Annotated in this window: 13 protein-coding genes, 2 tRNA genes and 1 riboswitch; of the genes, 6 read left to right on the top strand and 9 right to left on the bottom strand. The window is 66.5% G+C overall.

The window, feature by feature from the left end; all coding sequences use genetic code 11:
* Positions 1 to 41: 41 nt before the first annotated feature.
* The 4 genes from GV161_RS28660 to GV161_RS28645 all read left to right on the top strand — a co-directional run bounded on the left by GV161_RS28660 (position 42) and on the right by GV161_RS28645 (position 3,863).
* Positions 42 to 872, top strand: a complete 831-nt coding sequence (locus GV161_RS28660) for a transporter (protein ID WP_152013626.1) — start codon at positions 42 to 44, stop codon at positions 870 to 872.
* A 394-nt stretch (positions 873 to 1,266) separates the two neighbouring features.
* Entirely contained in the window at positions 1,267 to 1,929 is a 663-nt protein-coding gene (locus GV161_RS28655) for a hypothetical protein (RefSeq protein WP_152013627.1), read from the top strand.
* Positions 1,930 to 1,970: 41 nt separating this feature from the next.
* Entirely contained in the window at positions 1,971 to 2,804 is an 834-nt protein-coding gene (locus GV161_RS28650; protein ID WP_244623976.1) for a phosphatase PAP2 family protein, read from the top strand.
* A 48-nt stretch (positions 2,805 to 2,852) separates the two neighbouring features.
* Positions 2,853 to 3,863 (top strand): DUF1254 domain-containing protein, encoded by a 1,011-nt coding sequence (locus GV161_RS28645; RefSeq protein WP_244623989.1) that lies wholly within the window; start codon positions 2,853 to 2,855, stop codon positions 3,861 to 3,863.
* A gap of 237 nt (positions 3,864 to 4,100) precedes the next feature.
* Here the strand turns inward: GV161_RS28645 and GV161_RS28640 are convergent, their stop codons facing one another.
* The 8 genes from GV161_RS28640 to GV161_RS28605 form a co-directional block, all read right to left on the bottom strand.
* Entirely contained in the window at positions 4,101 to 4,427 is a 327-nt protein-coding gene (locus GV161_RS28640) for an NIPSNAP family protein (RefSeq protein ID WP_152013629.1), read from the bottom strand.
* 107 nt (positions 4,428 to 4,534) lie between these two features.
* Entirely contained in the window at positions 4,535 to 5,758 is a 1,224-nt protein-coding gene (locus GV161_RS28635; RefSeq protein WP_152013630.1) for an MFS transporter, read from the bottom strand.
* A 177-nt stretch (positions 5,759 to 5,935) separates the two neighbouring features.
* Complete coding sequence (locus GV161_RS28630) at positions 5,936 to 6,895, bottom strand: ABC transporter substrate-binding protein (RefSeq protein WP_152013631.1); 960 nt, start codon at positions 6,893 to 6,895, stop codon at positions 5,936 to 5,938.
* A 44-nt stretch (positions 6,896 to 6,939) separates the two neighbouring features.
* Positions 6,940 to 7,695 (bottom strand): ABC transporter permease, encoded by a 756-nt coding sequence (locus GV161_RS28625; protein ID WP_152013784.1) that lies wholly within the window; start codon positions 7,693 to 7,695, stop codon positions 6,940 to 6,942.
* An 86-nt stretch (positions 7,696 to 7,781) separates the two neighbouring features.
* Positions 7,782 to 7,878, bottom strand: a riboswitch (TPP riboswitch).
* A 60-nt stretch (positions 7,879 to 7,938) separates the two neighbouring features.
* Positions 7,939 to 8,586, bottom strand: a complete 648-nt coding sequence (locus GV161_RS28620; protein ID WP_152013632.1) for a TenA family protein — start codon at positions 8,584 to 8,586, stop codon at positions 7,939 to 7,941.
* A 90-nt stretch (positions 8,587 to 8,676) separates the two neighbouring features.
* Positions 8,677 to 9,858, bottom strand: a complete 1,182-nt coding sequence (locus GV161_RS28615) for a hypothetical protein (RefSeq protein ID WP_152013633.1) — start codon at positions 9,856 to 9,858, stop codon at positions 8,677 to 8,679.
* Positions 9,859 to 10,106: 248 nt separating this feature from the next.
* The gene (locus GV161_RS28610; protein ID WP_152013634.1) at positions 10,107 to 10,478 is read right to left on the bottom strand and encodes a VanZ family protein; all 372 of its coding nucleotides are present in this window, start codon (positions 10,476 to 10,478) and stop codon (positions 10,107 to 10,109) included.
* A 115-nt stretch (positions 10,479 to 10,593) separates the two neighbouring features.
* A tRNA-Asn gene (locus tag GV161_RS28605) sits at positions 10,594 to 10,668 on the bottom strand.
* 191 nt (positions 10,669 to 10,859) lie between these two features.
* Between GV161_RS28605 and GV161_RS28600 the strand changes: the two genes are divergently transcribed.
* Positions 10,860 to 10,933 (top strand) — tRNA-Cys (locus GV161_RS28600).
* A gap of 85 nt (positions 10,934 to 11,018) precedes the next feature.
* Here the strand turns inward: GV161_RS28600 and GV161_RS28595 are convergent.
* The gene (locus GV161_RS28595) at positions 11,019 to 11,330 is read right to left on the bottom strand and encodes a hypothetical protein (RefSeq protein ID WP_152013635.1); all 312 of its coding nucleotides are present in this window, start codon (positions 11,328 to 11,330) and stop codon (positions 11,019 to 11,021) included.
* 185 nt (positions 11,331 to 11,515) lie between these two features.
* Here GV161_RS28595 and GV161_RS28590 point away from each other — a divergent pair, with 185 nt between their 5' ends.
* Positions 11,516 to 12,616, top strand: a complete 1,101-nt coding sequence (locus GV161_RS28590; RefSeq protein ID WP_152013636.1) for a hypothetical protein — start codon at positions 11,516 to 11,518, stop codon at positions 12,614 to 12,616.
* Positions 12,617 to 12,682 lie beyond the last annotated feature (66 nt).

Here is a 12,682-nt window from a genome sequence, read left to right as displayed (position 1 = left end):
CCGCAGATGGCCCTCTGAGATTGCATATTGAGGAGACCTGAATGCTGTCGAGACTCTCCCAACTGTCTGTGTTCTCGGCCCTCGCATTGGTTGGTCAAGGCATTGGCTTGACTGGTACCGGTGTCGCACTGGCACAGGACGCGACTGCCGAGCTGGCGAAAAAGCTCAGCAATCCCGTGTCATCGCTGATCAGCGTGCCCTTCCAGTTCAACTACGACCGAGGCTTCGGACCGAACAACCGTGGCGACCGAAAAACGCTCGATATCCAACCGGTCATCCCGTTTTCATTGAACGAGGACTGGAATGTCATTTCCCGGACCGTCGTCCCGGTCATCTGGCAGCACGACATCGCAGGCCCCTCCGGCAACCAGTCCGGTCTGGGAGACGTCACGCAAAGCTTCTTCATTTCCCCGAAACAGCCGACCGCTGGCGGGATCATCTGGGGAGCAGGTCCTGTCTTCCTGCTTCCGACGGCGACCGACGATCTGCTCGGAGGCGGCAAGTTCGGGATGGGTCTGACTGCCGTCGTTCTGAAGCAGGAAGGGCCATGGACGGTCGGCGCGCTTGCAAACCACATCTGGTCCGTTGCGGGGAAGGGAGGCAGGTCCGATATCAGCGCGACCTACCTGCAGCCCTTCATCTCCTACAGGACATCGGACGCCTGGACGTTCACGCTCAATACGGAGAGCACCTATGACTGGACGGCCGAACAATGGTCGGTGCCGATCAATTTCCAAGTTTCGAAGCTTGTGAAATTTGGCGAGCAGCCGGTGAGCCTCTCCGCAGGCGTGCGCTATTGGGCGGCTGCGCCGAAGAACGGACCGCGCGGCTGGGGGCCCCGCGTGGGGTTGACGTTCCTGTTTCCGACATAGGTGCAGTCGCGATGCAACACAGGTTCGGCCGCATCCCGGTGAAACCAGCGCCAAAGGGCTGGCACTCGGGGGATTTCCGCCCCGCGGAGATAAAGAATAGCCGGTCGCGATTGGCGCGAAATGGCAAGACGGGCGGGCTGCCCATGCACGAAATGCTCGCAACGATAGTCGCCGGCCGCTCGGGCCGCGATTGCGTGCTGCTGAGCCGGAGCGTTCGCGCACGTGCCGTCAGGGCGGGCAAGGCAGGGGACACGCAGCAATGTCAGGCGCAACGGCGCGCAATCTCGCCATCGGCTCGATGGTGGCTTCCTTGTGCGGGCCGGCCTGGGCATCGGATCTCCGGCAGCCCCCCGCGCCGCCGGCTCCCGTCCTTACGTCGGGACCGAGCTTTTCGGTGACCAGCTATGTCTGGGCGACGGCCATCGACGGCAAGAGCGCGACGCTGCCGCCGCTGCCGGCGGCGGATATCCACCTGCGCTTCCGCGACGTGCTCAAGGAGCTCAACGGCGCGCTGATGGCATCTGCCGAGATGCGCATCGAGCGCTGGAGCGTTCTTGTCGATGGGCAGTTCTCGCAAGTGACGACCGGAGGCAATCTGCCCGGGCCGTTCTTTTCAGGGCTGAAGCTGCGCTCGCAGACCACCACCGTTCAGGGCTCCGTCTTTTACCGGGTCTATGAGGACAGCGTGCTTGCGCTCGATGTCGGCGGCGGCGTCCGGTTCTGGAACCTGAACACCAAGCTCGAGGTCCTGCCCGGCCTTGCCAATCTTCGGATCGACCACCGTCAATCCGAGATGTGGGCCGATCCCGTCATCGGCGCCCGCCTCGGCGTGAAGCTCGGCGGTCCTTGGAGCCTGACGCTCGCAGGAGATGTCGGCGGCTTCGGGGCCGGCTCGCGCCTGACCTGGCAGGGCCTGGGCAGCGTCAACTACGCCTGGAGCGAAAACCTGACGCTGAAAGCGGGCTACCGGGCGCTCCATGTCGATTATCGCAGCGGTGGTTTCTCGTACGACGTGACCCAGCATGGGCCCGCCGTCGCAGCAACGTACCGGTTCTGATCGAGACCTCAATGAGTTCGGCAATGTCGAAAGAAATGGGAATGGCGATGACTGCGAATGCGTTTCGGACCGCAGGCGTTTCCGCGCTGGCGCTGCTGGCGCTCTGCGGGCAGGCCCTGGCGCAAGCGGCCGAAGCGCAGCCCAAGGTCACTGATCCGCATTTCAAGATCGCGCCGGGCTATCTGAAGCGGCCGGACCTGCCGGACAGCCTGATCCTGCTCGGCCCGCCGCCGGAGCCGGGTTCTGCTGCGCTGGCCCGGGACGAGGAAGCGCGCAAGGCGACGATCCCCTTGCGAGACACCGCACGCTCGAAGCTCGCCTATACCGACGCCGACCTCGCCTTTCCGCAGGCCGCCGACAACTTCTCCTGCGCGATGGGTGTCAGGATCGACGGCAAGCAGACGCCGCGCCTCTATGCGATGACGCAGAAGATGCTGTCGGATTTCGGCCTTTCCACCTATGGCGTGAAGAACAAGTACAACCGGGTCCGCCCCTTCATGGTGCACAACGAAGCGACCTGCCGGGCGGATCAGGAGGCCATTCTGCGGAGCGACGGCTCCTACCCGTCAGGCCACACGGCTGCGGGCTGGGGCTGGGCTCTCGTCTTCGCGCAGATCAATCCCGAGCGTGCGGATGCGCTGCTCAAGCGCGGCATCGAGTTCGGGCAGAGCCGCGTGATCTGCAACGCGCATTGGCAGAGCGATGTCGATGCCGGGCGGATCATGGGCGCGGCGACGGTGGCGCGGCTGCAGACCGACCCGACCTTTCTCGCCGATCTCAAGGCCGCGAAAGCGGAAGTGAAGGCCGCGAAGGCGAGGCGGCCGCTCTCGGCCTCCGAATGCGCCGCAGAGGCCGCTGCGCTGTCTGCGCGGTAACGACGAGCAAATCGATCAAAGGCACCAATGAGGTACCGTTCAATGCGAATGAAGTCGGTCTACAGCCTGGGTTTCCTGGTTCTTGCGCCATGCGTGGCGATCGCGCAGTCGGTTCCGGTCAATGTCGGCAATTTCAAGCGAGCCGAGACCGATTTCTACATGCGCAAGACCGTCGACGCAGGCGGTCTCGGCAAGTTCGCCCACACCAGGACGCCAACGCCGATCGACAACCAGCCCGTGGTCCGGATGAACCGGGATACGCTCTATTCCCAGGCGCTCTTCGACCTCGATGCCGGCCCGGTGACCATCACCCTTCCCGATGCCGGCAAGCGCTTCGTCTCGATGCAGGTCATCAGCGAGGACCACTATACCCCGATGGTGGTCTACAAGCCGGGCCGTACGACGCTCACCAAGGACAAGGTCGGCACGCGCTATGTGTTCGTTGCGGTCCGTATCCTTGTCGATCCCAACGACGCTAAGGACCTCGCGCAGGTTCACGCCCTGCAGGATGCGCTGAAGGTGGAGCAGAAATCGGCCGGCAAGTTCGAGGCTCCGAACTGGGACCTGGCTCAACAGAAGAAGCTCCGTGATGCGCTCGAAGCGCTCTCCGCCGCATCATCGGGCAGCTTCACCAACGCTTTCGGCCCGAAGGGAAAGGTCGATCCGGTGATGCACCTGCTCGGCACGGCAGCGGGCTGGGGCGGCAACCCCGACAAGGACGCATCCTACCCCTCGTTCACCCCGGCCAGGAACGACGGCAAGACGGTCTACAAGCTCAGGGTCAAGGACGTTCCCGTCGACGCGTTCTGGTCGATCAGCGTCTATAACGACAAGGGCTTCTTCCAGAAGAACGGTTACGACGCCTATTCGGTCAACAGCATCACCGGCAAGACAAGCGCCGATGGCGCGATCGACATCCAGTTCGGCGGCTGCGACGGCAAGATCGCGAACTGCCTGCCGATCACGCAGGGGTGGAACTACACATTCCGGCTCTACCGCCCCCGCGCCGAGGTCCTGAACGGCACGTGGAAAATCCCGGAGGCGCAGCCGGCATCGTAACCCGCAGCAGCCTCGCCCAGTTGGTACGGCAAGCGGTGGTGACTTTTCACCCGATCTTGCCGTTAGCCGAATGCTGGAACCGGCGCGGCGGGATACTACAAGCCCGACTGGCCTCGGCGACGAACTCCGGACCGTTGCCACAGCTGCATAACCGCAAGGGCTTCAACTCACCTGACAGCAAGGGCGACATCGCCCTTGCTGCTTTTGTCCTGGCACAGGCGATCGTCTGCCCGGCGCTTACTTGACCGCGGAGAAGGCCGTCGGCGCCAGAATCTGGCTGACGATGTTGCCAACGATCTGGCCGTCCGCTTCGCTCTTGATGCGCGCCTCGACCCAGTCCGGGTCGGTCGCGAACGCCGTCCATTTCGTCTCGCGCTCGGCGAGCGATTCCCAGGCCAGGAAATAGGTCAGGTCCTGATTGGACTCCCCGATCAGCGTGGTGAAGAATCCGGCTTGCCGGATGCCGTGCTTGTCCCACAGCTTCAGTGTGGCCTTCTCAAAGCGGTCGAGCAAAGCCGGAAGCCGGCCAGGCAAGCAGCGATACACGCGCATTTCGTAGATCATTGAAAATCACGTCCTATTGTCGTTCTTGCAGCAGGCAATTTGCCGCAAGGATGGCCTGCCCCGATTGAGTGACCCGACCCCGGTCCTGCTGGCGGCGGTAGCGAATCCTACCCCCGCCGGTGCTCGACCTTCGGCAGGAACCAGGCGAGCAGCCCGATCGCCGGCAGGAAGGCGCAGATGCGGTAGACCGCCTCGATGCCGATCCAGTCGGCGACCTCGCCGAGGATCGCCGCCGCGAGCCCGCCGAGGCCAAAGGAGAGGCCGTAGAACAGCCCGCCGATCAGGCCGATCCGGCCCGGCATCAATTCCATCGCGTAGATCAGGATCGCGGCGAAGGAGCTCGCCATGATCAGGTTGATCACCACCGTCAGCACGCCGGTCCAGAACAGGTCGGCGAAGGGCAGCATCAGCGAGAAGGGCAGGGCGCCGAGGATCGAGAACCAGAGGATGCGGTTGCGGCCGACCCGGTCGCCGATGATGCCGCCGGCGAGCGCGCCGACGGCCGCTGCGGCGAGGAAGAGGAACAGCATCAGCTGCGAGCCCTGCACGGAGACGCCGAACTTCCCGATCAGGTAGAAGGTGTAATAGGAGCTGAAGCTCGACGAATAGGCGTTCTTCGAGAACAGCAGGATCACCAGGATGGTGATCGCGAAGACGATCTGGCCCTTCGAATGTGCGGGGGTGGCGGGCGCGGCCGCCGCGACCTTCGCGGGTTTCGCCGCGGCGGCGGCAGCGGCCGCCTTGCTCAGCTCGGCATAGCGGCGCGCCGTCCAGACCATCAGGACCATGGCGAGCAGGGCTGCGGCCGAGAACCAGGCGACGCTGGTCTGGCCGCGCGGCACGATGATGAAGGCGGCAAGCAGCGGGCCGAGCGCGCCGCCGCTCTGGCCGCCGACCTGGAAGATGCCCTGCGCCAGCCCCTGCTGGCCGCCCGAGGCGTTGCGGGCCATCCGGGTCGCCTCGGGATGGAAGATCGAGGAGCCCAGCCCGACGCAGGCCGCCGAGATCAGCAGCAGCGCATAGCTGCCGGCATAGGCGAGGCCGATCAACCCGGTCAGAGTGCAGCCCATGCCGACGACCATCGAATAGGGCATCGGGTTCTTGTCGGTGTAGTGGCCGACGACCGGCTGCAGCAGCGAGGCAGTGATCTGGAAAGTCAGCGTGATCAGGCCGATCTGGCCGAAATCGAGCGCATAGGCCGTCTTGATGATCGGGTAGATCGCCGGGATCAGCGACTGGATCATGTCGTTGAGCAGATGCGTCGCGCTGAGCACGAACAGCACCGGCAGGTCGGCGCGGCGGGTCTGGGCGATCGGCTGGCTGGCGTTCATGCGGCTGATGTCACCGGAGGCAGCCCGGAGGGCGGGCGAGGGCCCGCTGGATAGCTGCAAAGTCGGCTCATAGCATCGCGATCGGCGAAGAACCCAGAGCAAACAGCACAGGGCCGCCCTGATGTGGACGCGGGATGGGGGCGGCGGCTGGTGAAGCTGCTGCCGCCTATCCACCGGCTACTTCACCTCGCCGGCGATCTCGGCGAGCGCCGGCGCCTTCTGGATCAGGCCGCGCTCGACGAGGAAGGCGCCGAAGCGCTCGTAGCGGCCTTGGTCGAGAGCGCGCGGGCGCTTGGCGAAGCGCGGCAGCGTGTCGGTCCAGGCCTGGCGGTTGAGGGCGTCATCGAGATCGGGATGGGCGGCGATGAAGAGCTTCCAGGCCTCCTGCGGGTGGTTGGTGAGGTAAAGCGCCGCCTTCTCGATCGCGTCGAGGAAGCGCGGCAGGCGGCTGTCGTTGAGCCCGTCGCGGCGGGCGATCAGGATCAATTCGTCATAGGCGGGAACGCCGTGCTCCTCGGGATAGAAGGCCGTGCCGGGATGGCCTTCTAGCTTGAGCTGGGTCAGCTCGAAATTGCGGTAGCCGCCAATGGTGGCGTCGACCTTGCCGCCGATCAGCGCGGCCGAGAGCGCGAAGTTGACGTTGACGAGCTTGACGTCGTCGAGCTTGAGGCCGGCCTTGGCCAGCATCTGGCCGAGCAAAGTGGTCTCGGTGCCCGAGACGGCGTAGCCGATCGTCTTGCCCTTGAGATCGGCGAGCGACTTGATCGGCCCATCGGCCTTGACGATGACGCTGTTGAGCGGGGTCTCGACCAGTGTGCCGACGCGGACGATCGGGATGCCGGCGGCGTGGTCGAGATAGAGATTGGGCTGGTAGTGGATGCCGATGTCAGCCTGCCCGGCGGCGACGAGGCGCGGCACGGCCGAGGGGTCGGAGGGCGGCACCATGGTGACCTCGAGCCCTGCTTCCTTGAACAGGCCGAGCTGCTGCGCGACGACCAGCGGCGCGTGATCAGGGTTGACGAACCATTCGAGCATCACGGTCAGCTTGTCGGCGGCGCGGGCCGGGCTGGCGAGGCCGGCAGCCAAAGCGAGGCCCGTGGCGAGCAGAGCGCGTCTGGAGAGGGCGCGGAGGGTCATCAGGCGAAATCCTTCTGCGTGATCGGCTTGAGGAGGGGGCGGCGTCACGGCTCGCTCGTCCAGGGCAGCAGGCGCGGGCCGAGCGCATCGACGAGATGGCGCAGGACGAGGCTGAGCACGGCGAGCACGGTCATCGCGGCGAAGACCGTGTCGGTCTGCATGCGGGCATTGGCCTGGACCATGACGAAGCCGAGCCCGGCGGAGGCACCAACCCATTCGCCGATTACCGCGCCGAGCGGTGCCAGCGGAGCTGCGACCCGCAGGCCGGTGAGCAGGCTCGGCATGGCGAGGGGCAGGCGGACATAACGCAGCGTCTGCCAATGCGTCGCCGATGTCAGCGCGGTGGCGTCGATCAGTTCGGGATCGGTCCGGCGCAGGCCGTCGGTAAAGGCGGAGGCGACCGGGAAGAAGATGATGATCGTCGCCATGATCACCTTCGAGCCCATGCCGAAGCCGAACCAGACGACCAGAAGCGGTGCGATGACGAAGACCGGGAAGGACTGGAGCACGAGCAGGACCGGCCAGAGCAGGCGCCCGAGCCGCGGCAGCGCCACGATGGCGAGCGCCGTCAGCGCTCCGAACAGCGAGCCGAGCACGAAGCCAAGCGCCATCTCCGCGATGGTGGTCAGACTGTGGCCAAAGAGAAAGCCGGGCTGGCGCTGGAAGGCCAGCGCCACGTCGAGCGGCGAGGGCAGGATGTAGCGCGGCGGCTGGAACAGCCAGATCGCCCCCTGCCAGGCCAGCAGGAGGACGAGGATGGTGCGCAAGGCAGGGGCGAGCGCGGTCATCACCGGCTTCATGCCGGCAGCCGGGTTCCGTTCTGTCGCGTCCTGCGTCGTCAAGGTCCGCCTTTCCGGTGGAAGGCGGGCACGGGGAAATGCTGGCGAGGCTGCCCCGAGCGACTCCCTCCGCCAGCATGATCTGGGTCAGGTTCGAAGGGTGCTTCTCAGCTCGCCTCGCGGCGAACGCCCCCGTCTCTCGACCGCCCTTGTGACAGAGCGGCTTGCGGCTGTCACGCCTGCCTCAGGCTAAGGCGGCGTCGGTCAGCCCTCGCCATCATAGGCCGAATCGAAGAACGCCTTCTCCAGCGCGACGGCGCGTAGGAAGAAGCCCCGGCTCGTTTCCGCCTCGCTTGGGCCGATGCGGTCGAGCTCCGCCCGCAGGAAGCCGACGAAATCGCGGAAATCGGGGTTGTCGTGCAGGGTGATCCATTCGGCATGGATGAAGTTCGCCGGCAGCGGCTGCGAGGCCTGCTGGGCCCAGTCGAGATAGAGCCATTCGGCCACAACCAGCACGGAGAGGGCAGCGGCATAGGAGCGCGTCGCGGCGGCCTCGCGCATCAGCGCCTTGAAGCCGGCGGTCGCCTTGCTGTCAGGCGGGGCAGACCGCTCCTGCGCGCTGACGCCGAGGGCCTCGAAGGCGCGCAGGAAATAGGTGTTCTCCTCGCCGCTGACCATGCCGATGAAGCGGCCGAAGCGGATGCGGGCCTCGAAGCTGTCGGCGCCGGCGAGCGCTGCGCCCAGGAGCGTCAGGAAGCTGTCGATGAAGCGATGGTCCTGGACGAGGTAGCGGACCATCACCGCATCGGACACCGTGCCGGCGAGCAGCTCGCGCACGAAGCGGTGGCCGGCGGATTGCGACCAGGCCGGCTGGCTGGCCTGGCGAAGAGTCTCGGTGAAGCGGGTGGTCATAAGGTCAGGCCTTTCGCTGATCGGCCCTCCCTAACAGGGCCGCCGCCGCGCGGGAATGCGCGGCGGCGGCATGTGTCGGCCGCGACAGCGCTACTTCAGCCGCGCGGCCACGATCTTCGCGAGCTCGCCGACGCGCGCCTTGGCCTGATCGTGCAGCGCCTGGTCGCGCTCGCCGCCGGAGACGCGGACATCGACCGTGGTCAGGCCTTTGCGGATATGGATGCGGTTCATGATGTCGAGCGCCGCCTCGTCGCCGAGCCCGTCGACCGGGGTCTTCGCCTCGGAGACCTTGATCGCGCTCAGGAACCAGCGCTTCGACAGCTCCTCGGTAGCGGCGACATTGCGGACGCTGACCTGGATCTGGTTCAGCTCGATCGTGCGCTTGCCGTCCTTCTCGACGGTGCGCTTGGCGTCGAACTGGCAGCCGATCGGGTTCGGCAGCGCTTCCTGCCGGTTCTCGCGGCTCTCATGGGTGATCTTGCCCATCAGCTTGCGCGGCTCGCTGACGCGCATCTCGGGGAAGGCGGCCTTGACCTCGGCCGGCGTCAGCAGGGCGCAGGCGTCCGGCCACTGATCGACCGGGGCGACAGAGGAGGGGCGGGTGTCCGCCGGCACCGTCACTGCGCTGTTGGCGGCAACCTGGGTCGGCGCGTCGACCATTCCGGTGCCGCCCTGCCAGCGCGCCGCCGCCTGTTTGGCCAAAGCGAGCGCATTCGGCGCGGTCTGCTCGGAATAGACATCGAGCGAGACCGAATAGATCAGGTCGTCCTTGCGGGTGCGGACCACCACGCTGGAGCTTGTCGTTTCCTGGAAGGCCTCGTCGCCGACGCCGGAAAGCGATTCGAGCTTGAGCGTGAGCTTGGGATCGCTCGCGACCTTCTCGCGCATCGTCTTGATCGAGGCGAAGGCCTGCGCCGGCGTCTCGCGGCCCTTGGCGACGCCGTCCCAGCGGATCACCGTGACCGAGGCGAAGCGGGCATGGTCGAGCTTCGAGGTCGGGCTCGGCAGCTTCACCGAGTACATGCAGCTCTCGGCATATTGCGGGCCGCGGCTGATCGGGCTCAGTGTCGGGCCCTTGGCGGTGATGGGGCGGCCGGGGAAAAGCGCCTCCAGATCGGCCTGCGGCAGCAGCCGGCAGGCGTCGGGAGCCTTGCCCGGTGTGGCAATCGGCTCGGTGGTGGCCGGCGCGGGCGTCGTCGTTGCGGTCTGGGCGAGGGCGGAGCCGGCGAGCGCCAGCAGCAGCGGGGGCAGGAGCACGGAACGGGCGAGCATCGGATCGGGTCTCCAGGGACGGGCGCGCCACGGTCGATCGCGGCTGCGCCGTTCAGGGAAGCGTCACGCTAGGGGCGATGGTGGCGCGATCATGGCACCGCTCAGGCCGCGATGATGATTGCTGACAAGGACTGTCAGCCGGGCGGACGAGCCGGCCGTAGCCATCCGCACGCCGATCAACCGATCGAATCGCCGGTCCCGGGGGCGCTCCTCTCGCGGGCCTGCCGCCGCGCGAGGAGCGCCGGGGATCAGTTCGGCCGGCGGGCGACGGCGAGGGTGGCGCGCTTCGACCAGAGCCGCTCGCATAGGCTCACGACGGCAAGCCCGCTGACGCCGCCCATGATCTTGACCAGCGCATCCAGCGCGCGGGCATGCCGGCTCGCCTCGAAATGCTGGGCGATCTCGAGGCCGGCGGCGCCGGCGACGATGCACAGGAGAATCGTACCCTTGCGCGCCGGGTAGGCGGTGGCGAGTGCGGCTGCGGCGACCAGATAGGCGATGAAGCGTTCGAGCTGCGGCCCCATATGCGCAAGATGCGGGCGCGCGCCGATCGGCGACAGCGTCGCGAACACGACGAGGGCGACGGCGCCCCAGCCGATCAGCGCAGCCCAGCGGCGCATGGAACGCTCGTCCCTGAAGAACCGCATCGCCGCCTTCTGCATCTGCCGTTGCACCATTCCGTCCCCGGAAAGCAGAAAGGGCCCAAGCGGTCATCGCTCAAGCCCTCGAAAATGCTGGCTCCCGGAGCAGGATTCGAACCTGCGACCAATCGATTAACAGTCGATTGCTCTACCGCTGAGCTATCCGGGATCGGTGGGCGGCGTATACCGACGCTGCCCGGAACACGCAACCCCTTTGCTGGCATCGAGGCGGAGAAAATCGTGGGCAGGCGATCTGCCCTATCGTCAATTCACATTGGCGCGAGAGTTTCGGTTGCGGCGCGCCGCGGCATGTGGTTATAGGCCCAGCCGTGGAGCGCGCCTTGGGCGACTCTACCGGATGGCCTCGTGGCGGAGTGGTTACGCAGAGGACTGCAAATCCTTGCACCCCGGTTCGATTCCGGGCGAGGCCTCCAAATTCTTCTTCCAGTGCCGATATCCCTGGAAACGCCCAGCGGGCTGGTCCGCGGCGGCGCTTCGGGCCGGGCGCGAGTCGGGCGATCAGCCCGAACGGCGTCGCCTGAAGCGTTCCAGCAACCCAAGGCACCAATGGGCGAAGCGCGCCATCGGCCGCTGCAGCGGCGGCACGTCGGCCGCCAGCAGCATCAGGCCGAGCGGCAGCATCCAGGCGCCGAGAACCGGCAGGAACGAGAACACGCCGCCGATCATCAGCGCGAGCCCCGCCGGAATCCGGATCAGGTGCGAATCGCGGTGGCGGAGCCAGCGCATCGCCTTGGCGAGGCGGGGAGGGAGCTCGGCCTCGATCCGCTTGAAGGCGATCCTCAGCTCCTGTCTCGCGGATGGAAGGCTCATGTCACCTCGGTCGTGTCGCTACTCGACGGAAACGCGCGGCCGGCGCGATCGTTCGTCGTTCTCCATAGCTGCGGAGACGATCGAGAAATGGGATACGAAAGCAGCGCTGACAGCCCCAAGGCGCCGGGACGGAGCGCCGGGCGGCCAAATGCCGCGCCGGTACGAGCAGGGGCGGGGGAGGCGAGATGGGCTGGAAAGACCTGGTCCGCAGCGTGCGCGACAAGGTGCTGGGCCGGCGGGCTGCACCGGAGCCGGCCGAGGAACTCACCCAGTACGAGATCCTGCTGCAGGAGTACGGGATCGGCTCGCTCTTCCTGCATGACGAGATCCCGCGTCTCTATGGCGAGCGCGACGCGATGCGCCGGGCCTGGCAGGAGCGCGATTTCGCCGCCTATCGCGCGGCTTTCGAGGCGGCGCGGGCGCAGGGCGACCTCGCCGAGAACGGCAAGCCGCGCTACCAGCTGGTCAAGGACTGGTTCCTCGAAGAGTTCATGGCGATTCCCGACAGCGACGATGCCGGGCCGCGGCACGAGGCGCTGCTCGACGGCTTCGCCAGCTATTTCCGCGAGGATCCCTCGCCCTTCTCGGCGGCGACCTATGCCGATGCGCTCAGGGTGACGGCCTATGCCTGGCGCGGCACGGCCTGCGCCGCCGACGTCAACCTGGACCAGGCCGATCAGTTCCGTAAATTCCTGCGGCAGGCGGATGCGGTGCTCGACAGCCAGCCCGATCCTGCGGATTTCGCCTGGCGCGCCAGCGATTTCCGGCGCGGGGCCGAGACCGGCTCGTTCAGCGAGTACCAGCGCCGATTCGAGGCGGCCTGGGCGCTCGACCGCCACAATATCGATCTCTGTCGCAACTTCGCCCGGATGATCATGCCGCGCTGGCTCGGCCGCGACGAGCACGATCTCGAGGTCTTCGCCCGCCGCGCCGCCGAATTGACCAAGGATCGTTTCGGCTACGGCTTCTACGCCCTGATCCAGGCCGCCAACACCGAAGTCGGCGAGCATGAGATCGAGGACACGCTCTGCGATCCCGTGCTGGTCAAGCAGGGCTTCGAGGATCTCGTCGCCCGTTTCCCCGCGCCGAGCAATTTCAACCTCTATGCCGACATGCTGGAGTGGATGAAGGACACCGAGGCGCTGGCCGACCTGCTCCAAACCCGCTTCCGCACCATCGTGCCCGAGATCTGGTACGGCGACACGCTCGACGACAAGTTCATCTACGCCTTCGAGACTCTGTCCGAGGCCGACGAGGTGCTGAAGGCGCGCCGGCGGCACGCCTGAGACGGATATACGAGACCTCGGCTGCCGGGTGACCCTGGGGAAGATTTAGGCTTTGCTCCGCCGGAT

The organism is Bosea sp. 29B (assembly GCF_902506165.1).
In the GTDB taxonomy this organism is placed as follows: domain Bacteria; phylum Pseudomonadota; class Alphaproteobacteria; order Rhizobiales; family Beijerinckiaceae; genus Allobosea.
This window is presented reverse-complemented; position numbering and strand designations above follow the sequence as displayed.

Bases quoted from the DNA above. Each gene is read 5' to 3' on its own strand.
- GV161_RS28660 (WP_152013626.1), top strand. From the start codon at position 42: ATGCTGTCGAGACTCTCCCAACTGTCTGTGTTCTCGGCCCTCGCATTG.
- GV161_RS28650 (WP_244623976.1), top strand. From the start codon at position 1,971: ATGGCGATGACTGCGAATGCGTTTCGGACCGCAGGCGTTTCCGCGCTG.
- GV161_RS28645 (WP_244623989.1), top strand. From the start codon at position 2,853: ATGAAGTCGGTCTACAGCCTGGGTTTCCTGGTTCTTGCGCCATGCGTG.
- GV161_RS28640 (WP_152013629.1), bottom strand. From the start codon at position 4,427: ATGATCTACGAAATGCGCGTGTATCGCTGCTTGCCTGGCCGGCTTCCG.
- GV161_RS28635 (WP_152013630.1), bottom strand. From the start codon at position 5,758: ATGAACGCCAGCCAGCCGATCGCCCAGACCCGCCGCGCCGACCTGCCG.
- GV161_RS28630 (WP_152013631.1), bottom strand. From the start codon at position 6,895: ATGACCCTCCGCGCCCTCTCCAGACGCGCTCTGCTCGCCACGGGCCTC.
- GV161_RS28625 (WP_152013784.1), bottom strand. From the start codon at position 7,695: ATGAAGCCGGTGATGACCGCGCTCGCCCCTGCCTTGCGCACCATCCTC.
- GV161_RS28620 (WP_152013632.1), bottom strand. From the start codon at position 8,586: ATGACCACCCGCTTCACCGAGACTCTTCGCCAGGCCAGCCAGCCGGCC.
- GV161_RS28615 (WP_152013633.1), bottom strand. From the start codon at position 9,858: ATGCTCGCCCGTTCCGTGCTCCTGCCCCCGCTGCTGCTGGCGCTCGCC.
- GV161_RS28610 (WP_152013634.1), bottom strand. From the start codon at position 10,478: ATGCGCCGCTGGGCTGCGCTGATCGGCTGGGGCGCCGTCGCCCTCGTC.
- GV161_RS28595 (WP_152013635.1), bottom strand. From the start codon at position 11,330: ATGAGCCTTCCATCCGCGAGACAGGAGCTGAGGATCGCCTTCAAGCGG.
- GV161_RS28590 (WP_152013636.1), top strand. From the start codon at position 11,516: ATGGGCTGGAAAGACCTGGTCCGCAGCGTGCGCGACAAGGTGCTGGGC.